The sequence below is a fragment of the Arsenophonus endosymbiont of Apis mellifera genome, from assembly GCF_903968575.1.
GTDB lineage: Bacteria > Pseudomonadota > Gammaproteobacteria > Enterobacterales > Enterobacteriaceae > Arsenophonus > Arsenophonus apicola.
Genome location: NZ_CAJCFU010000079.1, coordinates 1 through 26,590 on the forward strand (window position 1 = coordinate 1; position 26,590 = coordinate 26,590).

Sequence of the window (26,590 nt, forward strand, 5' to 3'; positions counted from 1 at the left end):
CTTCGGGCTTTTCAAGCCCGACCAAATTCCCCTCCCACCTTATGTCGGTGGGAGTACCCTTTGGAGGTTAAGATGGTCAGGATTAATTATGATACTGATTGGTATCTTATATTGTTATAATAGTAAAATATTATTATTTATTAATATTAGATTATATGCTTTAGCATGCAGTTATTGTCATTAAAAAATCCCAGTTAGGATCTTGATCACTACCTTCAAACAGTGGTTCTAAAACCAGTTTAAGTCCACTATTGGTATCGTATTTGAAATCAATAATTTCAACTTTATCTGAATCTTTATTTTTAACAGATGTGTAGCTGCCGGTAATTAAGTCATTACCATTTGGATTATATTCTGTACTGATAGAAAAACTAAAAGATGCCACTTTACTGTCTTCAATAGTGAATGTATGAAGTACGGTTGCACTGGTATCTTTTTTAGGTTGCGCAATAAAATCGTGTCCAGGCGTCACACTTCCATCTCTATGTATTTTTACGCGAAATCCTTGCCAAATATTTAATGCATAATCATAAACTGCCATACCTACATTATAGTGTTTAAAACTATTATTACTAATTTCTTTTTCTTGTATATATATTTTTTCCATCGATAAAATCCTATTTAAAATTTATTTATTAGTAATTGCATACATGAGTAAAAATAATTTAAACCTTTTATATTAGCCTATTCTATTATTGAACTCACACATTGATTATATTATAAATAAAGAGTTATAAAACATATTATTGCTTATATTTAAATAATATAAATAAAAAAAGAACCAATCTAAGTTATAAAAAATTTTCAAAACAATATTAAATATTATAATAAAATCATATTATTATTTATATATAATTCAAACAAATAACAAATTAAAATAACTTATAATGATAAATATAATATTATAATAACATTGAAATAATAATTAATATAATAAGAAATTATAATAATAACAAAGAAGATAGTTGCCAAATAAGCATAATAAATAACAATTAGATTTGTTATCCATTCAAGAATAGAAAATATTTTAATTAAAAGATTGAGAATAAATAACTAAAATTTATTAAATCTCTAAATAATTGAAATCATAAGGGCAATCAAAATCTGACAGAATAGAAAACAACTTGTTAAACCTGCGTAAAAAATTAGTCTGCTATTATCTTCTCGCAGATAAATTTCAATACTAAATTGTATCTATAGAGTTTTAACTAATAAAAATAACCCCGCAATAGCAGGGTTATTTATTGTTATAAATGGCCAATATGTAGACAGCGGTAAAAATAAATCCTCTACATTTATCAGCTATCACTAAACCGTATTCTGTCCTATGTCCTAGCAAATGAAATAAGATTATGCCAGTTTGATAACGACCATGCCGGTGATTAATAGAATAATACCGCCCCAACCTTTGTAATTTAACCGTTGATTAAATAAGATCCAACCAGCGGCAACCGTAGCTACCACACCAAAAGCTCCCCAAAGTGCATAAGCAATGGAAAGTTCAATTCCATTTACCGCTACAGCTAATGCACTAAAGGCACCCAAAACGGCAATTAAAGATAAGACGCCAATCCAAAGTCGCTTGAATCCATTTGAAAACTTTAAAAAAATATTAGCTACTATTTCTAAAATAACGGCTAGAAACAGAAAGGCACCATGCCACCATTGATATTCTGCTAACATGTTATGCCTCCTTTACGACTTTAGTCATTCTATTTAATGGCATTTTTGGCGTAATTTTTTTTTCCTGCTTAATCGCCTGTAATGAACTTGCTTTTTTTGTACCTGATTTTATAAGCGCTATCCCCACAATAAGTAACGCTAATCCAATAATTTTCATTGGCGATAATGATTCATTAAATAACAGAACACTAAATGCTGTTATAAAAATTACTCCAATACCTTCCCAAAGAGCATAAGCCACTCCAAGAGCAACCTTTTTTACCGCCATCGCCAGTAATATATAAGATGACGCAATCATAAAATACATTACCAATAAACCAGTCAGATCACCGCTGACGCTGGAATGTTTCATTGATAAAGTACCAATAACTTCTGTGACAATAGCTAATGCTAAAAATATCCAATAAATCATTATATTCTCCTTTTATTGGCAATCATCAAAGCAATAGATAAATACCTAAGTTGCCAATAACTAAGTGATGATTTAAATTAAAAACCAATTATCGATAAAACCGATTAGCGACAGGAGACGCTACAAAGCACCACACCAGTGATGTTCACTAGAAATAATGGATATATTTGATAAGAAAAGATGATAGCTACTACGTTGATTTTTGACGCTTTTGGCGCTAGACATAATATTTTATTCATGCATCACACGGCCCATCCGTATGATATACTATGAATCCTCACTATTGATAGAATAAATACTAAGCTATTTATATCATAACCATTGTATTTACTCAAATAATTATAATAAATTCCAGCTAAAATGCAAAAATCCTACCACTGTAAGGGTAATAAACCTCAGCATATTACCCTACAAATAGATAAAAACTATTCAAACGCATTCCATGAGCGATCATCTTTGGTGATCATCACATCAGAAGCATCCGGCCCCCAGGTACCAGCTTGATAGGGTTTAGGCGGTTGATTATCCTTTGCCCAAGCCTCCATAATAGAATCTACCCATTTCCATGCTTCTTCTACTTCATCTCTACGGACAAACAGTGCTTGAATGCCCCGCATAGCTTCTAGTAATAAGCGTTCATATGCATCAGCCAAGTGGATTTGATTAAAAGTTTCAGAAAAACTCAGATCTAATTTTGTCGTCTGTAAATGATGTTTATGCTCAAGTCCCGGCGCTTTATTTAAAATTTCTATATCTATTCCTTCATCAGGCTGTAACCGAATAGTTAATTTATTTTGTGGTAGATCCTGATAAGAATCAGAAAAAATATTTAACGCCGGTTTTTTAAAATAAACCACCACTTCAGAACATTTTGCCGCTAACCGTTTGCCTGTTCTTAAATAAAATGGTACACCCGCCCACCGCCAATCATCAATATCAACCCGAATGGCCACAAAAGTTTCGGTTTTACTTGATGTATTTGCGCCTTCCTCTGCAAGATAGCCGACCACTTTTTTGCCTTGAACAGAACCTGATGTATATTGACCTCGTACGGTTTTTTCACGCACATTACTATAATCAATGCGTCGTAATGAACGCAATACTTTAACTTTCTCATCCCGTATACGATCTGCAGTTAATTCCGCAGGCGGTGACATAGCAATCATCGTCAGGATTTGTAATAAATGATTTTGAACCATGTCACGCATCTGCCCAGCCTGGTCAAAATAACCCCAACGGCCTTCAATACCAACCTCCTCAGCAACGGTGATCTGTACATGATCAATCGCGCGATAATCCCAATTATTGATAAATAAAGAGTTGGCAAAACGTAATGCTAATAAATTGAGCACTGTTTCTTTACCTAAATAGTGATCAATACGATAAATTTGACTCTCTTTAAAATATTTAGCAACTTCATTATTTATTTGTTGGGAAGAGGCAAGATCACTACCTAAAGGTTTTTCCATGACCACCCGATTGGGTTTTTTATTAAGGCCAGCATGTCCTAGACCATGGCAAACAGCACCAAAAGTTGTTGGGGGCATAGCAAAATAATAGATAGCTGGTTTGTGATCGCCCTTAAGATATTTTGCTAGTGAATTAAATTTGTTCAAATCCTCAACATCTAAATTAAAGAAATCAAGACGTTCACTTAATTTTTGCCATAAACCAAGCTCGATTTTCTCATTTAAAAAAGTTTCTAACGCTTCTCTAACTTCCTTTATATAGGCAGCAGCATCCCATTCAGCTCGGCCAATACCTATAATACGTGTATTAGGATGGATATAACCCGTTTTTTCCAATTGATAAAGGGAAGGCAATAATTTGCGGCGAGCCAAATCTCCTTTTGCGCCGAAAATAATTAAATTACATGCCTGAACAGCTTTATTAATCGCCATGGTAGGGAATTCTCCTTAAACACCAATTTTATAGTGCTGTGATAACTTCAATCGAGAAAATTAATGTACCTTTTTGACTCGATCAGGTAAACAAAACCACGATATTTTATTTTGCTCAAAAAATAATTCGCAATAAATTTGATTAGTTATATATAATTTTTACTTTTTCATATTTATTAAACTAAAATGCCAAGTAAATTAGACGCCCGTCATATTTTTAATAAAATCCAGTTAATAACTTTCTTTTTTTCATTACTGACCAAACAACGCGTAGTATATTTTGACTTAAGTAACAAGACGCCACTTTTTTGCAATATTAGTAAAACAGGTCGCTTTCCGTATGAACATATTAGAACCAATAAATAATAGCTTTGAATATCTCAGAAAATTAGAAAAGAAAGTTGCCAATTCAATACCTACAAGCCCGCAAAAAGCTATTCACCTCAGTATTGCAACCCTAACTAAATTGACTAATGTGAGCAACCCTGCTGTAAACCGTTTTTGCTGTAGAATGGAAACTAAAGGTTTTCCTGATTTTAGATTACGATTAGCACAAAACCTTATCAATAGAACATCTTATGTTAGCCGTCTGCTTGATCCAGATGATACTTACATTCCCTTTAGGCAAAAAATCGCTGAATCAGTCATCATTGAATTAGGTATTTTAAAAGATAACCTAAATACCTCAAGCATTAATCGTGCTATAGCTCTATTCACCCATGCAAAAAAAATGGTTTTCTTTGGTTTAGGTTGCTTAGTAGCAGTTGCTCATGACAAGATGGGTAAATTTTTACCTTTTAATATTACAGTGATCTATTTCGATAATGTCATAATACAACGCCTATATTGTATCAATTTTCGAGATAGCGAAGTTGTGAATTTCATTTCTCATACTGGACATACTAACAACTTGATTGAACTAGTTAAACTTGCTAAAGACAATGATGCTGTCGTCATTGCTATTACCACTTCTAATTCCATCGTGGGGAAAATTTTAGCGATAACCTAAAGCGCGTAAAGATATATTACATGATACATGTCCTGATAAACTCTAGTGCTATTTACATTTAGCAAAGCAGATCAATATCAGCAAACTATAAATTTGTTCGTTTTATTACAAAAAAATATTCTCTCTATCTAAGGCATTTAAATGATACAACAGCACACTTTAATAAAGGGATTGATTTCATTTCTATGTAATAACCTATCAACCAACACCAATTTTAATAAGTCAACGGAGTTATAAATGTTGAGACGACTTAGAAGAACAAAAATTGTTACTACTCTCGGTCCTGCAACTGATCGTGATAATAATTTGGAAAAAGTGATTAAAGCCGGTGCAAACGTTGTACGTCTAAACTTTTCTCATGGTTCACCGGCAGATCACTTACAACGGGCAAAAAAAGTACGTGAACTTGCAAAATCGTTAGCACAACATGTCGCTATTCTTGGTGATTTGCAAGGACCTAAAATTCGCGTTTCAACATTTAAAGAAGGAAAAATTTTCCTTCATATCGGCGACAAATTTATCTTAGATGCCAATTTAGCCAAAGGTGAAGGTAATCAAGAAAAAGTCGGCATTGACTATCAAGGTTTACCCAATGATGTGGCATCAGGCGATATTCTGTTACTTGATGATGGACGTGTTCAATTAAAAGTACTTACGGTAAAGGATCAGCAAATTCTAACCGAAGTGACGGTTGGTGGACAACTCTCAAATAATAAAGGGATCAATAAACTCGGTGGAGGCCTATCTGCAGAGGCATTAACAGAAAAAGATAAAGCCGATATCTTAACCGCATCGCAGATCGGTGTCGATTATTTAGCGGTTTCTTTCCCCCGCTGCGCTGAAGATCTAAACTATGCTCGTCGCCTGGCTCAAGAAGCCGGTTGTGATTGTCAAATTGTCGCTAAAATAGAGCGAGCTGAAACGGTTGCCAGTGACAAAGTTATCGACGAAATTATTTTAGCCTCAGATGTGGTGATGGTTGCTCGAGGCGATTTGGGCGTTGAGATTGGTGATCCGGAATTGGTCGGTGTACAAAAGAAACTGATACGCCGAGCACGTCAACTAAACCGTATCGCCATCACTGCTACGCAAATGATGGAATCAATGATCACAAATCCGATGCCAACTCGAGCTGAAGTGATGGACGTTGCTAATGCTGTGCTGGATGGCACTGACGCAGTTATGCTATCTGCCGAGACAGCAGCAGGCCAATATCCAGCTGAAACCGTTGAAGCCATGGCTCGAGTTTGCCTTGGCGCAGAAAAAATGGCTGGTATCAATATTGCCAAACATCACCTCGATGATCTATTTGACAGCATAGAAGAAGCAATTGCTATGTCAGCTATGTATGCAGCCAATCATTTAAAAGGGGTAAAAGCAATTATTGCCATGACAGAATCAGGTCGTACTGCTTGTATGATGTCTCGGATCAGCTCAGGTTTACCGATTTTTTCTATCTCTTATCATGAAAAAACATTAAATCAGTGTGCACTTTACCGTGGCGTAACACCAATTTATTGTAATAAGGATACTAATACAATTAATGCTGTAAAAAATGCCATCCAATGTTTGCGGGAAAAAAATTATATTCAATCCGCTGATTTAGTTTTAGTCACACAAGGCGATCAAATGGGTCAGATTGGAAGTACCAATACCTGCCGAATATTAAAAGTCGAATAATTATATGCTGTTAATATATTTAACCCCCGTTATATATACGGGGTTTTTATTATCTGAAATTATCACTATCTTGATTTTACTGGTAAAGGGATCAAGCCTGGCGAAAAAATAGTAATAAAATTTACCATCGGCAAAGGCAGTCAGATTTACGTTAATAAATTGACTTTTTTAATGGTCAGAGTTTAAGTTTACATAATCGAGGTTCAATCGCACGCATAATATTATGAATGTTAATGTGGATCATATTATCAATGAAGCTAGCATGATGGCATATAAAAACACTAATACATCACATCCATCGGGTAGATATATTTCTATTAAACGTCTGGTTAATTATTATAATGAAAGGCTTAGCGTAACTAAAGGCGAAATCAGTTTTTAACCGACCTATTCGCCATTAGGTTAGCAGGATAAAAATATAAAGATAACGAAATTAACTTACTAAAACAGCAACAATTTAACCGCTTGATAGTTTATCAAGCGGTATCTTTATCGATAAAGATCATCGCGACAATATGGCTCTATTTCATCGGCTTTACGTGTTTTTAATAATTTTAATATCCAGGTATATTGCGCTAGATAAGGTTTAACTAAATATTCCAACTCTTCGTTCATGCGCCTGGCAATATAGTGATTACTCTGCCCGGCAATATCGACCATTGGTTGACGGATATAAATATGTAATTGATGAGTTTTATAATCATAAACCGGAAATAACGGCACAATCTCTGCTTGGCATACCTTCTTCAACCGCCCTAATGCCGGTAAAGTTGCTTTATAAGTTGCGAAAAAATCAACAAATTCACTATGTTCTTTACCATGATCTTGATCAGGTAAATAAAATCCCCAATAACCTTGCCTAACACTAGCAATAAACGGTTTGATACCTGCTTCGCGAGAGTGCAAACGACCACCAAAATGATGACGTGCTTTATTCCATAAATAATCGGCCACTGGATCATTTTGATGATGAAACATGGCCGCCATTTTTTGACCTTGAGCCGCTAATAACATGGCTGGTATATCAACCGCCCAACCATGAGGTACCATAAAAATGATATTACGCTGTTGTTCTTTCAGTCGTTCAATAATTTGCATATTATGCCAATGCGTTCGCGATAAAGTTTTATCTACACCGCGTAAAACTAATTCGGCCAATATAGCAAACGCTTGCGGCGCCACAGCAAACATTTCATCAATATATTTTTCTCTTTGGTGCTCTGTCAATTCAGGAAAACAATAGAGTAAGTTAATTTTTGCCCGCCTACGGGAGCCTGTTGCTAATCTACCAATTAACTTGCCTATTTTTGCCAGTAATGGATCGCGTATCTTAAGAGGTAAATAAGCAGTAATTGCTAATAGCAGCGCACCCACCCACATCCCCCAATATTTGGGATGTAGGTAAATACGATGAAAGGTAGGAATATAACCAAGTTTACTATCTGTATCCTGTTCTTTATTCATTAGTACACTCAAATACAACGTATAAAAATCTAAAGTCTAAGACACATTATAATATTAACCTTGTGATTTATAGAAAAATAATTACGGCAGTAAATAAAATATCATTTCACAACCTAATTAACTCACAAAATTAGATTAATTGGTTGCCAGTTTCGATTTATTCTCTTTAACCGATGCCAGAAAAAGTTGGCGATCTTTCCCTGCTAAACCACCTGAGTGAGGTAAATTAGCCGTTAATGGATTAACTGCGCGCTGATTAAACCATAATTCATAATGAAGATGGGGTCCGGTAGTACGTCCAGTATTGCCAGATAATGCAATGCGTTCACCTCTTTTGACTTTCTGACCTGGTTTAACCAATAATTTACGTAGATGCATATAACGAGTGGTATACTGACGCCCATGGCGAATTGCAATAAAATTACCGGCCGCTCCACTATATTTCGCCACAATAACTTCACCATCACCAACCGCTAGGATCGGTGTCCCAACAGGCATAGAAAAATCTACGCCCTGATGAGGAGCAGGACGTCCTGTTACTGGATTGACACGACGCAAGCTAAAAGGAGAAGAGACTCTAAAAGTTTTAGCGGTAGGATAACGTAGGAAACCTCGCTCTAGGCCATTAGCTTCACTATCATAATAACGACCATTTTCAGCTCGAAAAGCATAGTAATTCTTACCATTAGTTAATAAATGAACACCCAACAAGCGACTTTGTTCACTGTGCCCATCAAGCATTTCGCGACTTAGTAAGACTGAAAACTTATCGCCAGACTTTAGTTTACGTAAATCAATCTGCCATTGTAGTGCTTTAGACACTCCACGCGCTTCGTTATAAGTTAAGCCTGCATTAACTGCACTGGAGGTAAAATTACCGTTTATTTTACCTTGGATAATCTTATCAGCCCAAACGCCTTGACGAATTTGTTTCTCTTCATTAAAAGTACTAGAGCTACCTTGACGAGTATAGACGTGTGTTTCACGCTGCGAAATAATCCATGTAAGTGTCTGTAATTCGCCATCTTTATTTAATTCCCAGCTTAACGTCTGCCCTATTTGCAAATTACGTAAAGCTCGGTGTTGATTAGAAAGTGCCGCAACATCACCAGCATCTAAACCATACTGAGTTAAAATACTAGTCAGATTATCACCGTTTGAAACAACATGCTCATCGGGTGTATCAGCCCCTTTCTCATCAGTTACCCCTTCATCAGGTAACTGTTCGCTGCTATCGGTAATAATATCATCAGTATCTGAGTTATCGACCTGGCTGCTATTAGTTTCACTATTATCTTTATTACCAAGAATTATACCCGGTTTTATTGGCGATTCTTGTGAGACATTTTCATCTTTATCATCGGGCTGAATAACAACTGGCCGCCAAATTGCGACAGCCAAGGTTGCTATGGTCAATGTGCCTAGCATAATTTTATGCGGTTTAGGCAAATTGCCATATACCTGAACGATAGTCTTCGCCATCTGCTGCACGTATTACATTCCTTCTAGTTTTTATCCAGGCAGCTCTTAAATTGATTAGATAACGCTGTTAAAAATTCTACATAGCTATCCTTATTTAATCCGATGCCACTCCCTAATGGATCTAATGTCCCCATTCGTACATCGGTATCTTTTATAACAGCTTTAATCACCGCTGGCCTGAATTGTGGTTCAGCAAAAACACAAACTGCTTTTTTCTGAGCCAACATTGTTCTTATTTGATATAGTCTTTGGGCGCCCGGCTGAATGATAGGATTAATAGTAAAATAACCTAATGAGGCTAAATGATAGCGCTTTTCAAAGTAACCATAGGCATCATGAAAAACAAAATATCGCTTATCTCCAACCGACTGTAACATCTTAGCAATATTTTTATCAGTTTGCGTCAATTTCTCATCGAATTTACGAAGGTTTACGTCCAACTGTTTTTTATACTTAGGATATAAAGCCACTAAATGATGGTGAATAATGTTAGCGGTAATCCGCGCAATCTGTGGTGACAACCAGATGTGCATATTATACTCACCATGTGAATGATGGTTATGAAGTGCATCATGATGGTGACCATGAGCGTTTTTATTATTTGCCGGTGTAGTTTCATCACTACTTTTCAACAAAAGTGCTTTAATAGCCGGATCATTGGTTAATGCGATCCGTTTTTGAATGGGTAACTGTGCTAATGGTTTCTCTAAAAAAGTTTCCATGTCTGATCCCACCCAAATAAAAAGATCGGCGGTTTTGATCTTTGCCAGATCGGAGGGTTTTAAGGAGTAATCATGGGGTGAAGCACCATCAGGCAATAATATTTTTACATTAGTGACACCATCGGTAATCGCTGCGGCAATAAAACCTAACGGACGAATTGAAGTAACAACATCAGCATGAGCAGTAGATAAGAAACTGAGTAACAGTCCAGCAAGAATGCGTTTTTTTCCCATAATTTTTTGAACAATTTTTTTTGTTTTGTGTAACATAGGATAGTTTCCATAGACTAATTTTGATAATGTTATATTATAACATTTTAACCATCCTGCAAGAATTATTTATCATGCAAACGCTATTAAGCCTAAAAAATATTGCTGTGAGTTTTGGTACACACCAAATTGTCGAAAACATCTCCTTTGATTTACATACGGGAGAAATATTAACATTATTGGGGCCAAATGGTGCTGGTAAATCTACGCTGGCAAAAGTAGTCCTCGGCCTAATTACTCCCAGCGAAGGAGAAATAATTTACCAGGTTAAATTACGCATTGGTTATGTACCGCAAAAATTGTCACTAGATAGCACGATGCCATTGACAGTTAAACGTTTCATGACATTAAAACCGGGGGTAAAAACCACTTATATTATTCCTGCTTTAATCCGTGTCGGTGCCGATCATCTTATCGAACAACAAATGCAAAAATTATCAGGTGGTGAAACTCAACGTGTTCTCCTTGCTCGTGCCCTACTTAATCAACCACAATTACTGGTTTTAGATGAACCTACGCAAGGCGTAGACATCAATGGTCAAGTCTCTTTATATAATCTGATTGATGATATTCGCACTGAATTAAATTGTGCGATTTTTATGATCTCACATGATCTCCATCTAGTAATGGCAAAAACTGACAAGGTATTCTGTATTAATAAACAAATATGCTGTTCTGGTCGACCTGAGGATGTGGCTTTAGATCCCGAATTTATTGCCATGTTTGGCCATCGTGGAGTAGAACAAATAGGTATCTATCGCCATCATCATCATAATCATCAATGCGATTTAGATAATGATATTGATGATAAACCTACAGGGAGCTGTCATCATGATTGAACTATTACTACCGGGTTGGTTAGCCGGTATGTTGTTGGCCATTGCCGCAGGACCACTTGGCTCTTTTGTTGTCTGGCGGCGTATGTCATATTTTGGTGACACTCTCGCTCATGCTTCATTACTGGGTATTGCGTTTGGCTTATTACTCAATGTAAATCTGTTTTATGCTGTTATTGCTATCACGCTTATTCTTGCCATCTTATTAGCCTGGCTAGAAAAGCGGCCACAACTGGCAATTGATACCCTATTAGGCATAATGGCACATAGTTCCCTGTCACTTGGATTAGTAGTCGTTAGTTTAATGGCCAATGTGCGTATGGATTTGATGGCATATTTATTTGGTGATTTGTTATCGGTAACCACGGAAGATATTTTTTCAATTGCGATAGGTGTTGCTATTGTATGCTCAATTATTATCTGGCAATGGCGTAATTTACTGTCAATAACGGTTAATCAGGATTTAGCTTTTGTTGATGGAGTAAAAATACAGCAGCTTAAAGTACTATTAATGCTGGTTACAGCCCTTACCATAGGTATTGCCATGAAATTCGTTGGCGCTTTAATTATTACATCATTATTAATTATTCCTGCCGCTACTGGCAGACGATTTGCCAAAACACCAGAGCAAATGGCAGTAGCCGCTATAATTATCGGTATGTTTGCTGTGACAGCAGGATTGGGATTGTCTGCCTATTACGATACACCAGCTGGTCCTTCGGTTGTGATCTGCGCAAGTGTTTTATTTGTATTAAGTTTATTTATAAAAATAAAAAACTAATCTATTAATGAGTTAAATCAATCGTAAAGCACACTTTCTCACTATAAATCATTTGGGGATAACTTATAGTGAGTTTTTGTTTTGCTAACTAGATTCCAAATTAGAACCGGTAACCAACACCAAGCATCCAGGTACCGAATTTGATATCTCTTAAATTAGAATGTTCAAAAGATAATTTGCTGTATTCATAAGCAACATCAATAGCGATGTTTTTTACCGGATTAATTTGTAGACCAACCCCGTAAACTAATTCAGTTTCCGTATCTTTAAAAGTAGAAATTTGGGGTGATTTTGCCTCAATTCTAGCACGAGCTGCACCAACTAACCCATAGATGCTAATATTTTTATTAAAACGATAGCTTGGACCAAAATTCAATGAAGAATAAAACATATCTACATCAGCGAGCGTAATATTATTTCGTTTTAAATAATCTTCTTGATGGGTATAAGTCAATGAACCTATAAAGCCCCAATGATTATCAATTTCATGACGATATTTAATATTAATACCTTTTGGTCTATCTTTAAATTCTTCATCTTTAAATTGCAAATGACTTTGCGCATAATCCAGTGATAGAGTATTTTTATCTGCAGCATAAACAGTTATATTGGTAAAAATGGTGACAACAACAGCAGCAATTAATATTTTTTTCATTTCTCTTCTATTCCCTGAAGCAATAATTATTTTTATTAAAAATAACACGAACTTAATAGTCGTCGAATATAGTGAATAAATTGATTCTGTGATATATAAAATCAAATAACTTTTTGTCAAATTTTATTTATCTAGCCAAAATAAATTATTTTATAAAAATAAAAAAAAATTCTCTGATACTCGTAACAGAAAATAACATGGAGGCAAATTTTCACTTGCCTCCAACATAATTAATACTGTCATTAAATATGATGATATTTAGTTTTTTGTAAAAAATAACTAAGGTTTCATATTAGCATCTATCACTTGGTAAAATGCATTTCCGGTATCGTAAATTGTCCATACACCTAAAATAACCTGATAACCAGTGCGATAGGGTACATTACAGTCAATTGTTACTTCAAATGAAGGCATTTCACCACCATCTGTTCGGCTACAAAATGGTTTCAGATCAAATGAGCTACGGGCTAAAGGCGCATTAGGATCCCAATCTTGTTTAGTAATGAAATACTCCCAGCCAGTCGTTCTATGAGGAGCAGTTAACGTCCAATAGAAGGTATTTTTACCAGGCGAAACATCAACTTTAGTCCAGCGAGTTGCGCTCTGCTCATCTAACTCACCAAACCAACGATGACCAGCACTTGCGATTTTCCCATCAGCTGGCCCACGACGAGGAAAACCCTTACGGCCTTCAACGGATTGAGGTTCAACCATAACCGCACCACAATTACCATTTTTACCCAATGAACACAGATAAGGCCGACTAGCAGGAAAATCGATATAACCATGCATAGGAGTGGGGAGAGTAGTAGCGCCAGCAAAACTTACAACACTAATTAATACTAATATTGCTAATGATAACATTGCAAATGATAATTTTATTTTCATTCTGTTTATTCCGTAATTAGCTAATTTTATTTATTAAAAAATAGTTAGTAGACATAATGAAAACTACCGTAAAATTATCATTTAACAACGACCATAATATCAATGAAAATAATATAATTAATTAATAAAAAAGAGTTAATTATAAATTGCATTAATATTAACTCATTATTGTCTTATTCGAACTAAATATCACTAATTTACATTAATAGCACTGTAATTAAATAAGTGATTCATTAAAAATAAAAATAATTCAGCAAAATAAAAAATGCTAATTAGCAATAAATTATTCTTTAGCTATATATTATTAATAGCAGCTTAACCTTAGGTTAAGCTGCTATAAAAAATAATTAGCATAATTATATTAAAAAGTTCCAAGCAATAAATTTAAACCACTAATAAGGTTAGCTAGCGTCATCATGATCTCTATTAAGCCCAAAATGGCGATATGCATGATCAGTCGCTATTCTTCCACGGGGAGTACGCTGAATAAACCCTTGTTGAATAAGAAAAGGTTCAAGAACATCTTCTATAGTTTCCCTTTCTTCACCAATTGCCGCCGCCACATTGTCTAATCCTACCGGGCCACCCATAAATTTATCAATAATCGCTATTAATAATTTACGATCAAGATAGTCAAAACCGGCTGAATCAACATTAAGCATATCTAATGCCTGTGCAGCGATCGCACTATCAATATTACCATTGCCTTTTACTTGAGCAAAATCTCTTACTCGCCGCAACAAACGATTAGTTATCCGTGGCGTTCCTCGCGAGCGCATCGCAATCTGTCTCGCACCGCCATCAGAGATTTCTAACCCCATAAAGTGAGCACTACGTAAGACAATTGTTTGTAAATCATCAACATTATAAAATTCTAGACGCTGGACAATACCAAAACGATCTCTTAGCGGAGATGTTAATGAACCGGCTCGGGTTGTTGCGCCAACTAAAGTAAAGGGGGGTAAATCGATTTTAATCGAACGCGCAGCAGGCCCTTCACCAATCATGATATCTAGTTGGTAATCTTCCATTGCCGGATAAAGAATTTCCTCTACAACTGGCGATAAACGGTGAATTTCATCAATAAACAGCACATCATTTGGCTCTAAATGGGTTAACATTGCTGCTAAATCACCCGCTTTTTCCAGCACCGGGCCAGAGGTGGTGCGTAAGTTGGAACCCAATTCATTTGCTACAATACCGGCTAAGGTTGTTTTACCAAGCCCAGGTGGGCCAAAAATCAGTAAGTGATCAAGCGCTTCAGCGCGTAATTTAGCCGCCTGAATAAAGATTTCCATCTGTTGGCATACCTGAGGCTGCCCGACATATTCAGTAAGTAATTTTGGCCGAATGGCGCGATCTATCACCTCTTCATCAGGTAAATTCTCAGCAGAAACTAAACGATCAGCCTCAATCATAGATTTGTCCCATACTTGTTATTTATAGAGCGGCTCGTAATGCTTCACGGATCAATGCTTCACAGTTAGTAGCTCCATTAGCAACTCTGCCAATCATACGGCTTGCATCTTGCGGTTTATAGCCTAAAGAAATTAATGCGGCAACGGCCTCTGCTTCAATATCGTGACTATTTTGTTTTGCAACTGACGAGCCAGGTAAATCTATCGCATTTTGATTAAATAGATCGCCATTAAGTCCTTTAAAGCGGTCTTTCATTTCAACCACCAGCCGTTCTGCGGTTTTTTTGCCAACACCAGGTAATTTCACCAAACTAGTAATGTCTTCTTGCTCTATCGCAGAAACAAATTGATAAGCCGACATACCGGATAAAATGGCCAGGGCTAATTTAGGACCTACCCCATTCACCTTAATTAATTCACGAAATAATGCCCTTTCTTGCTTATCATTGAAACCATAGAGAAGCTGCGCATCTTCACGCACGATAAATTGAGTCAACAAAATCACTTCCTGACCAATTTCAGGTAATTCATAAAAACAGGTCATTGGCATATGAACTTCATAACCTACACCATTTAGTTCGAGTAAAACAATAGGCGGCTGTTTTTCCAAAATAGTGCCTCGCAAGCGACCAATCACATCGATTTCCTCTTTTAGGTTATTCTGTTAATGCTTATATTATAAAAAAATACTGGATTTATATCCAGTTGTTAACGCAAGCGTCCTTTGGCCAATAATAGCCGAGGATCACCCATTCGCACCAAATTTTGATTAAAATGACAATGTGTAATCGCAATAGCTAAAGCATCTGCAGCATCAGCTTGAGGATGCGATGACAGTTTTAATACTGAACACACCATATGCTGAACCTGTTTTTTTTCAGCCGCTCCAGTGCCCACAACAGATTGTTTTACTTGTCTGGCCGCATATTCAAAGACCGGCAATTGGTTATTAACCGCAGCTAAAATCGCCACTCCTCTTGCTTGACCTAATTTTAGAGCAGAGTCGGCATTTTTTGCCATAAACACCTGCTCGACAGCAAAACTATCCGGTTGATACTGAGTAATGATTTCAATAACACCAGCATAAATCCGCTGTAAGCGTGTTGGCAGATCGTCAACCTGAGTACGTATACAACCACTACCTAAATAGATCAATTGTCGACCTAGTTGCCGAACAACGCCATAACCGGTAATCCGAGAACCAGGATCGATCCCAAGAATAATTGCCATATTCTTGACTCACAAAGTAGGTTAAACATGCAAAGAAAAAGCATACTGATAATCAGCATGCTATCTCTTAATATAAAAAGTTGATTTAATTATAGCTGAGCCGCAACTTCATCTGAAATTTCCCCATTATGATACACTTCTTGTACATCATCAGAATCTTCCAGCATATCTATTAAACGCAGAAGTTTAGGCGCAGTATCAGCATCTAAATTTGCTCTGGTTGACGGGATCATGGTCACTTCAGCAGCTTCAGCCTTAAAACCGACCGCATCTAAAGCATCTTTTACGTCACCAAAGTTTTCCAGCGTAGTATAAACATCGATTGCACCATCATCATAAGATTCAACATCTTCTGCGCCAGCCTCTAATGCCGCCTCCATCAAGCTATCTTCATCAATACCAGGCGCATAAGAGATCACGCCACGTTTAGTAAATAAATAAGCAACAGAGCCGTCGGTACCTAAATTACCACCGCATTTAGTAAAGGCATGGCGTACATCAGAAACGGTACGATTACGATTATCACTTAAGCATTCAACCATAACCGCCGTACCGCCTGGGCCATAGCCTTCATAAATGATCGTTTCCAGATTGTCATTTTCATCACTACCTACCCCACGTGCGATGGCTCGATTTAACGTATCTCGCGTCATATTATTAGATAACGCCTTATCAATCGCCGCACGCAATCGTGGATTTGATGCAGCATCACCGCCACCTAAACGAGCCGCTGTTACCAGTTCACGAATAATTTTAGTAAAAATTTTACCACGTTTAGCGTCTTGCGCCGCTTTACGGTGTTTGGTATTGGCCCATTTACTATGACCTGCCATGAAATATCTCCCAAAATACGTCAATAAAAATCATTTTAGAACAAATTTTTCAATCGCCTGACGGTTACTCCATGACTTGGTCAATGCTGCAGCTTGAGCGGCGGGTAACCAACGAAAAGCCAAATGTTCTATCAATAAAATATCCTGCTCTTGCGGCAAGGCCAAAGAAAACCAATGCTCTTTACATTGGGTTACACCTGGCGCATAACGATGGCGAAATTTTAAAAAAATATCAAAATAGAGACTGTGTTGCAGATCAACTAACGCTAAATGCTGTTTAATAATATCAATGCCTATCTCTTCTTTAACTTCACGTAATGCTGCCTCTATTGGTGTTTCGTTATCCTCAAGACTACCGGTAACTGATTGCCAAAAATCCGGATCATCACGCCGCTGTAGCATCAGTACTTGGCGACTTGATTGCACATAAATCACAACTAATACTGATTCCGGCCGTTTATATTGCATAATATTTATTTAGTTTTCTCACTAACAGTTATCGCCAACTCCGCTAATGCGGCCGGATTTGCCACACTGGGGGCATCGGTCATTAAACAGGCTGCCGCGGTAGTTTTTGGAAACGCAATCACATCGCGAATGTTTTCTGTTCCCGTTAACAACATAACAAGCCTATCTAAACCAAATGCTAAACCGGCATGGGGCGGCGTTCCATATTGTAATGCCTCCAATAAGAAACCAAATTTGTCTTGCTGATCTGACTCGCTAATATTGAGAATTTGGAAAACAGCTTGTTGCATCTTATTGTGATGAATACGCACTGAACCGCCACCCACTTCATAACCATTTATGACCATATCATAGGCATTCGCAACAGCCGCTAAAGGATTGGCTTGCAATTGTTCAGGCGTAAAATCTTTTGGCGCAGTAAAAGGATGATGCATAGCATTAAGTTTACCGTGCTCATCTTCTTCAAACATCGGAAAATCAACAATCCATAATGGTTTCCAACTGTTATTTTGGGTAATTGCTAAATCACGCCCTACTCTCAACCGTAACGCTCCCATCGCATCATTGACCACATTTTGTTTGCCGGCACCAAATAACAAAATATCGCCTGCCTTAGCTTGGGTAAGGGCTAATAAATTATCAATCACATGTTGTGGCAAAAACTTAGCGATTGGGCTTTGAATATCTGCCTGATCTTCAGCCAGTGAATTGACTTTCATCCAGGCTAACCCTTTTGCGCCGTAAATAGCAACAAATTCAGCATAACCATCCAGTTGTTTACGCGTGAGTGTCGCTCCCCCTGGAACGCAAAGTGCAGCCACACGCCCTTTCGGATCATTGGCAGCCTCAGCAAACACTTTAAATTCCACGCGGTTGACCAAATCAGCAATATCAATTAATTCTAAGGGATTACGTAAGTCTGGTTTATCTGAGCCATAACGCTGCATGGCCTCAGCAAAAGTCATTACAGGAAAAGTACCTAACTCAATACCTTTATTTTCCTGCCACAAATGACGGATCAAACGTTCCATCACCTCACGAACTTGCTCAGCCGTCATAAAAGAGGTTTCTACGTCTATCTGAGTAAATTCAGGTTGACGATCAGCACGTAAGTCTTCATCACGAAAACACTTAACTATTTGATAATAACGATCAAAGCCGGACATCATCAATAATTGTTTAAAAAGTTGAGGTGATTGTGGCAAGGCATAAAATTCGCCTTTATGCACACGGCTTGGGACAAGATAATCACGCGCCCCTTCCGGTGTTGCTTTCGTCAGAATAGGGGTTTCAATATCAACAAAACCTTCCGCATCCATAAAACGACGCACAAAACTGGTAATTTTAGCCCGTTCTCTCAAGCGCGTTGCCATTTCCGGCCGCCGCAAATCAAGATAACGATATTTTAATCTAATTTCTTCGGAATTTTGTTGATTACTATCTATCGGTAACGGTTCAGCACGATTAATGATCGTCAATGTTTCAGCAACAATTTCTATCTCACCGGTCGGTATTTCTTTATTGATTTGTTCACGTTTTCGTACCATACCTGTGATCTGGATACAAAATTCGTTACGTAACTGTGACGCTTGAGTAAAAAGTTCGGCATGATTTTCCTGTACAAAAATAACTTGAACTAAACCTTCGCGATCTCTCATATCGACAAAAATTAATTTACCTAAATTGCGCTGACGGTTCACCCAGCCACAGAGAGTTACTTTTTGTCCGATGTGAGCAACACCTAATTGCCCACAATAATTTGTCCGCATACGATATCCTTTTACTCATCATACTTAACTTGCAGAGTCGCTTGCACTAGTCATTTTAGTGCTATTTATTTAAACGCAACCAAAAAATATTGCTATTATACAGAAAATTCCATTGGGAAATAAGTACGCCTAACCATATTGGATAAATAACTTTTAGCGTTTTGCCAATCTCAAAGCTTTTTATTGATTTAAATACTATATTTATGGTAACAGTTGCAGCTTTGAGATGTATCATTATTTCGCTGTTTTGCTTAATAAAATTGGGGAAAAAAATGGTTAGTTCTCTGTACATTGTATTTAGCGCTTTAATATTGCTTAAGTTATCTTTGGAAGTCATTAAACTCAGAACTCAGTATCAAGTTACTTACGGTGACGGTGGTTTTTGTGAATTACAAACAGCAATACGCGTTCAGGGTAATGCAATTGAGTATATTCCTATCTCTATGTTGTTATTATTAATGATGGAGATGAACGGCGCGCCTGTTTGGGCTATTCATTTTTGTGGATTAATTTTTATCATCGCCAGAATTCTTTATTACTTTGGCCTAAAACATAGAGAACGTACTTGGCGCTATTTTGGTCGAATAACAACCTTCAGTTCTATGATTTTAATGATTCTGGTTAACATTTATTATTTGCCTTGGATACAAATTTTCTCATTTGATCTTTAAGACTAGTGCTTATTTCATTAACATGGGCATACTTAACGGCTTTGCCATGTTAATGAGATTTAATTTATGTACTAACACAAAATCTGTTAGAATAAATTACCGTTTGCAATTTAATTGATCCACAAGTTATGCCCAGCCATATTTTAAATAAACAGAGAGACACCTTATTTGCAACTCCTATCGCTAACTTAGGTGACTGGCAATTTGATGATAAAGTTGCCGAAGTCTTTCCTGATATGATCAAACGCTCAGTTCCTGGCTATTCAAATATTATCACTATGATTGGCATGCTCGCGACGCGTTTTGTCACAGCCAATAGCACAATTTATGATCTCGGCTGTTCATTAGGCGCAGCAACATTATCCATTCGCCGTAATATCAAGGCTGAAAATTGTAAAATAATCGCTATTGATAATTCAGCCGCGATGATCGAGCGTTGCCAGCGAAATGTTTATGCTTATAAAGCAGATACGCCGGTTGAAATCATTGCGGGTGATATTCTCGATATCAACATGCAAAATGCCTCAATGGTGGTATTAAATTTTACCTTACAATTTATTGCTCCAGCCGCTCGACAGCAATTAATTAACCGTATTTACCAAGGTTTAAACCCTGGTGGTGTCTTAGTACTATCGGAAAAATTTAATTTTAGCGATGGGGAAATTGAGTCTTTACTGTTTAATATGCATTATGATTTTAAGCGCGCCAATGGCTACAGTGAACTAGAGATAAGTCAAAAACGTAATATGCTAGAAAATACCATGTTACCCGACACGATCGACAAGCATAAAACCCGTCTGCGTACTGCAGGGTTTAATCATTATGATTTATGGTTTCAATGTTTTAATTTTGGTTCACTTCTCGCTATCAAAGGTCAAGATTGATGATAGATTTTGGTCATTTTTATCAACAAATCGCAATCGGGCCGCTGAGTCACTGGCTAGAAACACTGCCCTGCCAAATTAAGCAATGGAAAAAAACCACTCAACATGGGAAATTCAACAGTTGGCAAAAAATAGTGCAAAATCTGCCCGACATAACGCCCACTAACTTAGATCTAAAAACCGCAGTGATGGCTAAAAACCAATGCCCACTGTGTCCAAAAGAGAAGCAACGGATCATCCAACTGCTAAAAAGTCTGATGCCGTGGCGTAAAGGCCCGTTTTCTCTCTACGATATTAACATTGATTGCGAATGGCGATCGGATTGGAAATGGCAACGTATCCTGCCTTATCTTTCACCATTAACGGATAAATTGGTACTTGATGTTGGCTGCGGTAATGGCTATCACATGTGGAGAATGGTTGGTGAAGGTGCAAAAACGGTCATCGGTATTGATCCTACCCAACTATTTTTATGTCAGTTTGCTGCGGTACGTAAATTAATTGGCAATAATCAACAAGCTCATCTATTGCCCCTAGCTATTGAGCAACTACCAATGCTCGCTGCCTTTGATACTGTATTCTCAATGGGAGTGCTTTATCACCGGCGTTCACCGTTAGATCATCTCTATCAACTAAAAAATCAATTAATTTCCGGTGGTGAGCTGGTATTGGAAAGTTTAGTTATTGAGGGTGATGAAAACCAATGCTTAATACCTAATGATCGTTATGCTCAAATGCGTAATGTCTATTTTCTCCCATCAGCAAAAATGCTTAAAATTTGGTTAGAAAAATGTGGTTTTTGCGATGTGCATATTGTTGATCAAACAGTAACAACCCTACAAGAACAGCGAAAAACCGACTGGATGGAAACCGAATCATTAGCAAACTTTCTTGACCCCAATAACATTCATTTGACAGTAGAAGGTTATCCGGCTCCTTTACGCGCCATTTTAATTGCTAGAAAAAGGTAAACATGACGGTATTTAATACCGTCATTGTGCTAAGCTTACCTATCAGTCATTATTAGTAATCGTTAATAAATTTTTCATTGCTTCGACTACATCACGATCTACACAATAATGGGTAAATTCATCCATCTCCATATTGGCACTCATCGTAACCCCTGCTTTGCGGTAGTTCATGCTTGATGGCATCACTTTTCCAGCAGAGGTATGTACTTCCGGTAAACCGGCATCAATAAATTTCTGTAAATTTGACAATTTCACCCCAGCACCTGCCATGATAATCGGCCCATTTGGGGTTTTACCAGCTAATGCATTTAATTCTTTCAATAACGGTAAGCCTAATTCCGCATTCTGCTGTTGCCCTGAAGTTAATATACGCGCAACACCAAGTTCTGTCAGCTGTTCGTAAGCTTGTTTTAGGCTAATGCACATATCAAAAGCGCGATGAAACGTAACGGCCATATCACCAGATAAGGCTTTTAAGATACGCATGCGGGGTATATCAATATGTCCTTCTCGATTTAATATGCCATATACGACACCAGAAAAACCTAATTGCCTGATAAAATTAATATCATGTTTAATAGCTTCAAACTCGCTATCACTGTAACAAAAATCCCCACCTCTGGGACGTACAATGGGATGAACGGGAATACTTACTGTATCTATAGTTTGTTTTAAACAACCATAACTTGGTGTTAAGCCGCCTTCAGCTGGACTAGAACAAAGTTCAATACGATCTGCGCCAAATTCTTGCGCAATTAGGGCACATTCCGCCCCATAGCAGCAAATTTCAAGGGTTATCATAATACTGCCACCTCTGATTAATTATTGTTATTTCTATTTTTTAGTTATCAATTAATAAGCATACTATTCTGCAAATAAAATACCCATTTTTCAAACAGTAATTATGACAAGTAATTAATTTTAATCAAAAAGGATAATATTTTATTCTGACCAGTTATTAACTTTTAATAACAAATTTTCAATATAACTTTAACTTTTCATGAAGATAAATTTTAATCTGGAAAATAAAGAGACTTAACATAGCCTATTTTTTAAATTAATATTTCTAATCAAAATAGCAATTTTTGAACCAGTACAATTTTTAAAGTTAGATAAAGCAAAAATCCTCTATGGTCATTTAGCAAGATGATAAAAAAGATCCTAGCTGATATTATTTTTACAATAGAGTTATCGATCAAATAGTTGATTAGTAGCATGTGAATAGCTAATTATGGTATAAAGCCAGCTATTTTTTATCTCGTCTCTCATAGCTGTAGCTTACCAAGTCGAAAACGACAGCTATCTTCATCATTAAGGTAATCAGGTGAATATTCAGGCTCTTCTTTCAGAAAAAATTAGTAATGCATTAATTGCCGCAGGAGCTCCTAAAGGTAGTGATGCACATATCCGCCCTTCAACAAAAGCCCAATTTGGTGATTACCAGGCTAATGGCGTCATGTCTGCAGCTAAAAAAATCGGCATTCCTCCCCGTCAGTTAGCGGAAAAAATGCTACCGCTACTGAAGCTGGAAAATATTGCCAGTAAAGTTGAAATAGCGGGGCCGGGTTTTATTAATATTTTTCTTGATAAGCAATGGATAGCCAAACAGATCGAACTTACTTTACAACATGAAAAATTAGCTATTAGCGCCGTTACGCCACAAACCGTCATTATTGACTATTCGGCTCCTAATGTTGCCAAACAGATGCATGTGGGCCATTTACGCTCTACTATCATTGGCGATGCTGTCGCTCGCACATTAGAGTTTTTAGGTCATAAAGTAATACGTGCTAATCATATTGGTGATTGGGGCACCCAGTTTGGTATGCTAATTGCGTACCTAGAAAAAGTTCAACAAGAAAATGCTGCCGATATGGCTTTAGCTGATCTGGAAAATTTCTATCGTGAAGCTAAAAAACATTATGATGTAGATGAAAATTTTGCTGAACTGGCACGTAATTATGTGGTTAAACTGCAATCTGGTGATGAATACTGTCGTAAAATGTGGCGCAAATTGGTTGATATTACCTTGGCGCAAAATCAGCAAACCTATCAGCGTTTAAATGTCACACTAACTGAAGACGATGTGATGGGTGAAAGCTTATATAATAATATGCTGCCTGATATTGTCGCTGATTTAACAGCTAAAGGATTAGCCGTTGAAAGTGATGGCGCTATGGTTGTTTATCTGGATGAATTTAAGAATAAAGATGGTGATGCCATGGGGGTGATCATCCAGAAAAAAGATGGTGGCTATCTCTATACGACAACAGATATTGCCTGCGCAAAATATCGTCATGAAATGCTTCACGCCGATCGGGTGTTGTATTATATAGACTCACGCCAACATCAACATCTCATGCAAGCTTGGACTATTGTACGTAAAGCCGGCTATATCCCTGATACAATGTCATTAGAGCATCACATGTTTGGTATGATGCTCGGTAAAGATGGTAAACCGTTTAAAACTCGCGCAGGCGGAACGATCCGGCTTGCAGATTTACTTGATGAAGCGATTGAGCGGGCAGATCATCTTATCCGGCAAAAAAATCCAGCTATGCCAGAAGAGGAATTACAATCAATTATTCAGGCGGTTGGTATTGGGGCAGTAAAATATGCCGATCTATCGAAAAATCGTACGACTGATTATATTTTTGACTGGGACAATATGTTAGCTTTTGAGGGTAATACCGCGCCTTATATGCAATATGCCTATACCCGAGTGGCCTCGATTTTTAAACGGGCTAATATTAATCCCGCAACGCTAACCGCGCCGGTGATGTTAGCTAATGAGTATGAGCAAGCTCTAGCGACGCGTTTATTACAATTTGAAGAGACAATACTAACCGTTGCGCGCGAAGGTTTACCACATATTATGTGTGCTTACTTATTTGATCTGGCTGGTTTATTTTCAAGTTTTTATGAGCATTGCCCAATTTTGAATGCAGAAAATAACGCTTTAAAAGAAAGCCGATTAAAACTGGCGTTCCTGACGCAAAAAACCTTAAAAATTGGTTTAGACACATTAGGCATTGAAACGGTAGAAAGAATGTAATTCTCAACTAACCGATAGGCTGCCAATAGCGCAGCCTGCTGATTACATTATACTGGTTAAGCCAAAAACCATTATCGTTGTAACGATCCGAGCAGACAGTTAAGCCAACCTAATAGTCAGAAAATAAAAGAAACAAATGATACAATCATTAACAATGCAACAATCGCAGTACATAAACCATACTTAAAATCAGTATCCATAACCTCACCTCACTATTCTCACTGCTTTATTCATAAATTAGCGAATGAAAAATCATTAAATGTCATAACATCATACAACAATAAAAACTATTTTCTATTATATCATCGAGGAAATATTGATTAACACTTTTGTTTTTATGACAAATCAGACAAAATGGACAGTTTACTGATAACTTAATTATCAAATGGTTATTTTTATAGTTCAATAATAGTCGTTTTTAAATAATAGTAATAGAATTGAGAATGGTTCAGGAGTCTTTTTAATCATGGCAACAATTAAGGATGTGGCAAAGTTAGCGGGTGTTTCGACTACCACCGTATCTCATGTAATTAATAACACCCGTTTTGTCGCCAAAAAGACAAAAACGATTGTTTGGGCAGCCATTAAAACACTTAATTATTCTCCTAGTGCCGTCGCTCGTAGTTTGAAAGTTAACCATACTAAATCCATTGGGTTACTGGCCACAACTAATGAAGCCCCTTATTTTGCAGAAGTCATCGAGTCAGTAGAAAACAACTGTTATAGCCAAGGGTATACATTGATCCTGTGCAACTCACATAATAATCTGAATAAACAACAAGCCTATTTACAAATGTTAGCGCAAAAACGGGTTGATGGTTTACTGGTAATGTGTTCAGAATATCCAAAACAACTACTCGGAATGTTAGAAGAATACCGTAATATTCCAATGGTAGTGATGGATTGGGGGCAAGCACATGGTGATTTTACCGATGTCATTATTGATAATGCGGTTTATGGTGGTTATCTTGCCGGACGCTATCTGATTGAACGCGGGCATCGTGATTTAGGGATCATCTCTGGACCTTTAAAACGCAATACCGGCAGTGGTAGGCGGCAAGGTTTTCTCAATGCTATGAAGGAAGCTAACATCCAACCACATGATAAATGGATTGTCGAGGGTGATTTCGAGCCATCTTCTGGCTACGATGCGATGAAACAAATTTTAAATCACCAACAAAGACCGAGCGCCATTTTTTGTGGCGGTGATATTATGGCGATGGGGGCTATCTGTGCAGCAAATGAATTAGGCATTCGTGTTCCCCATGATATCTCTATTATTGGCTATGACAATGTGCGCAATGCGCGTTTTTTTACACCAGCGTTAACCACCATTCATCAACCCAAAGAACGTTTAGGCCAAATGGCTTTTACTATGCTGCTTGATCGCATTATTAATAAACGCAAAGATGCACAAACTATTGAAATACATCCTGAGCTTATTGAACGTCGTTCAGTTGTCGATGGTCCGTTTATTGATTACCGCAGATAATCACTAGATTTGAACA

The 26,590-nt window shown here is 37.2% G+C and carries 25 protein-coding genes; 9 read left to right on the plus strand and 16 right to left on the minus strand.

Annotated features, from left to right (window positions below; genetic code table 11):
* Positions 1-160 precede the first annotated feature (160 nt).
* The 4 genes from H1X92_RS13760 to zwf all read right to left on the minus strand — a co-directional run bounded on the left by H1X92_RS13760 (position 161) and on the right by zwf (position 3,996).
* On the minus strand, positions 161-607 hold the full coding sequence (locus tag H1X92_RS13760) for a hypothetical protein (protein WP_180560682.1): 447 nt from the start codon (positions 605-607) through the stop codon (positions 161-163).
* 743 nt (positions 608-1,350) lie between these two features.
* Positions 1,351-1,683 (minus strand): multidrug/spermidine efflux SMR transporter subunit MdtI, encoded by a 333-nt coding sequence (mdtI, locus tag H1X92_RS13765; protein WP_180560683.1) that lies wholly within the window; start codon positions 1,681-1,683, stop codon positions 1,351-1,353.
* A 1-nt stretch (position 1,684) separates the two neighbouring features.
* The gene (gene mdtJ, locus H1X92_RS13770) at positions 1,685-2,095 is read right to left on the minus strand and encodes a multidrug/spermidine efflux SMR transporter subunit MdtJ (protein ID WP_180560684.1); all 411 of its coding nucleotides are present in this window, start codon (positions 2,093-2,095) and stop codon (positions 1,685-1,687) included.
* A gap of 425 nt (positions 2,096-2,520) precedes the next feature.
* Positions 2,521-3,996, minus strand: a complete 1,476-nt coding sequence (zwf, locus tag H1X92_RS13775) for a glucose-6-phosphate dehydrogenase (RefSeq protein WP_180560685.1) — start codon at positions 3,994-3,996, stop codon at positions 2,521-2,523.
* 340 nt (positions 3,997-4,336) lie between these two features.
* Here zwf and H1X92_RS13780 point away from each other — a divergent pair, with 340 nt between their 5' ends.
* Positions 4,337-5,005 (plus strand): SIS domain-containing protein, encoded by a 669-nt coding sequence (locus H1X92_RS13780; RefSeq protein WP_180560686.1) that lies wholly within the window; start codon positions 4,337-4,339, stop codon positions 5,003-5,005.
* 237 nt (positions 5,006-5,242) lie between these two features.
* Positions 5,243-6,685 (plus strand): pyruvate kinase, encoded by a 1,443-nt coding sequence (gene pyk / locus H1X92_RS13785; protein ID WP_180560687.1) that lies wholly within the window; start codon positions 5,243-5,245, stop codon positions 6,683-6,685.
* A 489-nt stretch (positions 6,686-7,174) separates the two neighbouring features.
* Here the strand turns inward: pyk and lpxM are convergent, their stop codons facing one another.
* The 3 genes from lpxM to znuA form a co-directional block, all read right to left on the minus strand.
* Positions 7,175-8,149 (minus strand): lauroyl-Kdo(2)-lipid IV(A) myristoyltransferase, encoded by a 975-nt coding sequence (gene lpxM, locus H1X92_RS13790; protein ID WP_180560688.1) that lies wholly within the window; start codon positions 8,147-8,149, stop codon positions 7,175-7,177.
* Between the two features lie 135 nt (positions 8,150-8,284).
* Positions 8,285-9,631 (minus strand): murein DD-endopeptidase MepM, encoded by a 1,347-nt coding sequence (gene mepM / locus H1X92_RS13795; RefSeq protein ID WP_180560689.1) that lies wholly within the window; start codon positions 9,629-9,631, stop codon positions 8,285-8,287.
* A 23-nt stretch (positions 9,632-9,654) separates the two neighbouring features.
* Positions 9,655-10,623: a zinc ABC transporter substrate-binding protein ZnuA gene (gene znuA / locus H1X92_RS13800; RefSeq protein ID WP_180560690.1), complete on the minus strand. Its 969-nt coding sequence runs from the start codon at positions 10,621-10,623 to the stop codon at positions 9,655-9,657.
* Positions 10,624-10,697: 74 nt separating this feature from the next.
* On the opposite strand from znuA, the gene znuC reads away from it, so the two are divergent.
* A complete protein-coding gene (znuC, locus tag H1X92_RS13805; RefSeq protein WP_180560691.1) occupies positions 10,698-11,462 on the plus strand; it encodes a zinc ABC transporter ATP-binding protein ZnuC in 765 nt (254 codons plus the stop codon).
* Positions 11,455-12,240 (plus strand): zinc ABC transporter permease subunit ZnuB, encoded by a 786-nt coding sequence (gene znuB, locus H1X92_RS13810; protein WP_180560692.1) that lies wholly within the window; start codon positions 11,455-11,457, stop codon positions 12,238-12,240. Before znuC ends, znuB begins: the two co-directional genes overlap by 8 nt.
* 100 nt (positions 12,241-12,340) lie before the next feature.
* On the opposite strand, the gene H1X92_RS13815 is transcribed toward znuB, so the two are convergent.
* From H1X92_RS13815 to aspS, 8 genes are all read right to left on the minus strand, one after another.
* Entirely contained in the window at positions 12,341-12,895 is a 555-nt protein-coding gene (locus H1X92_RS13815; protein ID WP_180560693.1) for an Ail/Lom family outer membrane beta-barrel protein, read from the minus strand.
* A gap of 279 nt (positions 12,896-13,174) precedes the next feature.
* Positions 13,175-13,783, minus strand: a complete 609-nt coding sequence (locus H1X92_RS13820) for a lytic polysaccharide monooxygenase (protein WP_180560694.1) — start codon at positions 13,781-13,783, stop codon at positions 13,175-13,177.
* Positions 13,784-14,184: 401 nt separating this feature from the next.
* The gene (gene ruvB, locus H1X92_RS13825; RefSeq protein ID WP_180560695.1) at positions 14,185-15,201 is read right to left on the minus strand and encodes a Holliday junction branch migration DNA helicase RuvB; all 1,017 of its coding nucleotides are present in this window, start codon (positions 15,199-15,201) and stop codon (positions 14,185-14,187) included.
* Between the two features lie 22 nt (positions 15,202-15,223).
* On the minus strand, positions 15,224-15,838 hold the full coding sequence (gene ruvA, locus H1X92_RS13830; RefSeq protein WP_180560696.1) for a Holliday junction branch migration protein RuvA: 615 nt from the start codon (positions 15,836-15,838) through the stop codon (positions 15,224-15,226).
* Between the two features lie 71 nt (positions 15,839-15,909).
* The gene (gene ruvC, locus H1X92_RS13835) at positions 15,910-16,431 is read right to left on the minus strand and encodes a crossover junction endodeoxyribonuclease RuvC (RefSeq protein ID WP_180560697.1); all 522 of its coding nucleotides are present in this window, start codon (positions 16,429-16,431) and stop codon (positions 15,910-15,912) included.
* Positions 16,432-16,520: 89 nt separating this feature from the next.
* Positions 16,521-17,264, minus strand: coding sequence for a YebC/PmpR family DNA-binding transcriptional regulator (locus H1X92_RS13840; RefSeq protein ID WP_180560698.1), 744 nt, complete (start codon positions 17,262-17,264; stop codon positions 16,521-16,523).
* A gap of 30 nt (positions 17,265-17,294) precedes the next feature.
* Entirely contained in the window at positions 17,295-17,732 is a 438-nt protein-coding gene (gene nudB, locus H1X92_RS13845; protein WP_180560699.1) for a dihydroneopterin triphosphate diphosphatase, read from the minus strand.
* 5 nt (positions 17,733-17,737) lie between these two features.
* Positions 17,738-19,501: an aspartate--tRNA ligase gene (aspS, locus tag H1X92_RS13850; RefSeq protein WP_180560700.1), complete on the minus strand. Its 1,764-nt coding sequence runs from the start codon at positions 19,499-19,501 to the stop codon at positions 17,738-17,740.
* A 272-nt stretch (positions 19,502-19,773) separates the two neighbouring features.
* Between aspS and H1X92_RS13855 the strand changes: the two genes are divergently transcribed.
* The 3 genes from H1X92_RS13855 to cmoB all read left to right on the plus strand — a co-directional run bounded on the left by H1X92_RS13855 (position 19,774) and on the right by cmoB (position 22,027).
* Positions 19,774-20,172: an MAPEG family protein gene (locus H1X92_RS13855; protein WP_180560701.1), complete on the plus strand. Its 399-nt coding sequence runs from the start codon at positions 19,774-19,776 to the stop codon at positions 20,170-20,172.
* Positions 20,173-20,300: 128 nt separating this feature from the next.
* A complete protein-coding gene (gene cmoA / locus H1X92_RS13860; protein WP_180560702.1) occupies positions 20,301-21,056 on the plus strand; it encodes a carboxy-S-adenosyl-L-methionine synthase CmoA in 756 nt (251 codons plus the stop codon).
* Complete coding sequence (gene cmoB / locus H1X92_RS13865) at positions 21,056-22,027, plus strand: tRNA 5-methoxyuridine(34)/uridine 5-oxyacetic acid(34) synthase CmoB (protein WP_180560703.1); 972 nt, start codon at positions 21,056-21,058, stop codon at positions 22,025-22,027. The genes cmoA and cmoB overlap by 1 nt, the downstream gene beginning before the upstream one ends.
* Before the next feature lie 42 nt (positions 22,028-22,069).
* Here cmoB and cutC read toward each other — a convergent pair whose 3' ends face one another.
* Entirely contained in the window at positions 22,070-22,828 is a 759-nt protein-coding gene (gene cutC, locus H1X92_RS13870; RefSeq protein ID WP_180560704.1) for a copper homeostasis protein CutC, read from the minus strand.
* A gap of 523 nt (positions 22,829-23,351) precedes the next feature.
* Here cutC and argS point away from each other — a divergent pair.
* Positions 23,352-25,082 carry an arginine--tRNA ligase gene (argS, locus tag H1X92_RS13875; RefSeq protein WP_180560705.1) on the plus strand — a complete coding sequence of 577 codons (1,731 nt, stop codon included), beginning with the start codon at positions 23,352-23,354 and terminating at the stop codon, positions 25,080-25,082.
* A gap of 466 nt (positions 25,083-25,548) precedes the next feature.
* On the plus strand, positions 25,549-26,574 hold the full coding sequence (gene purR / locus H1X92_RS13880; protein ID WP_180560706.1) for an HTH-type transcriptional repressor PurR: 1,026 nt from the start codon (positions 25,549-25,551) through the stop codon (positions 26,572-26,574).
* The last annotated feature ends 16 nt before the right edge of the window (positions 26,575-26,590 follow it).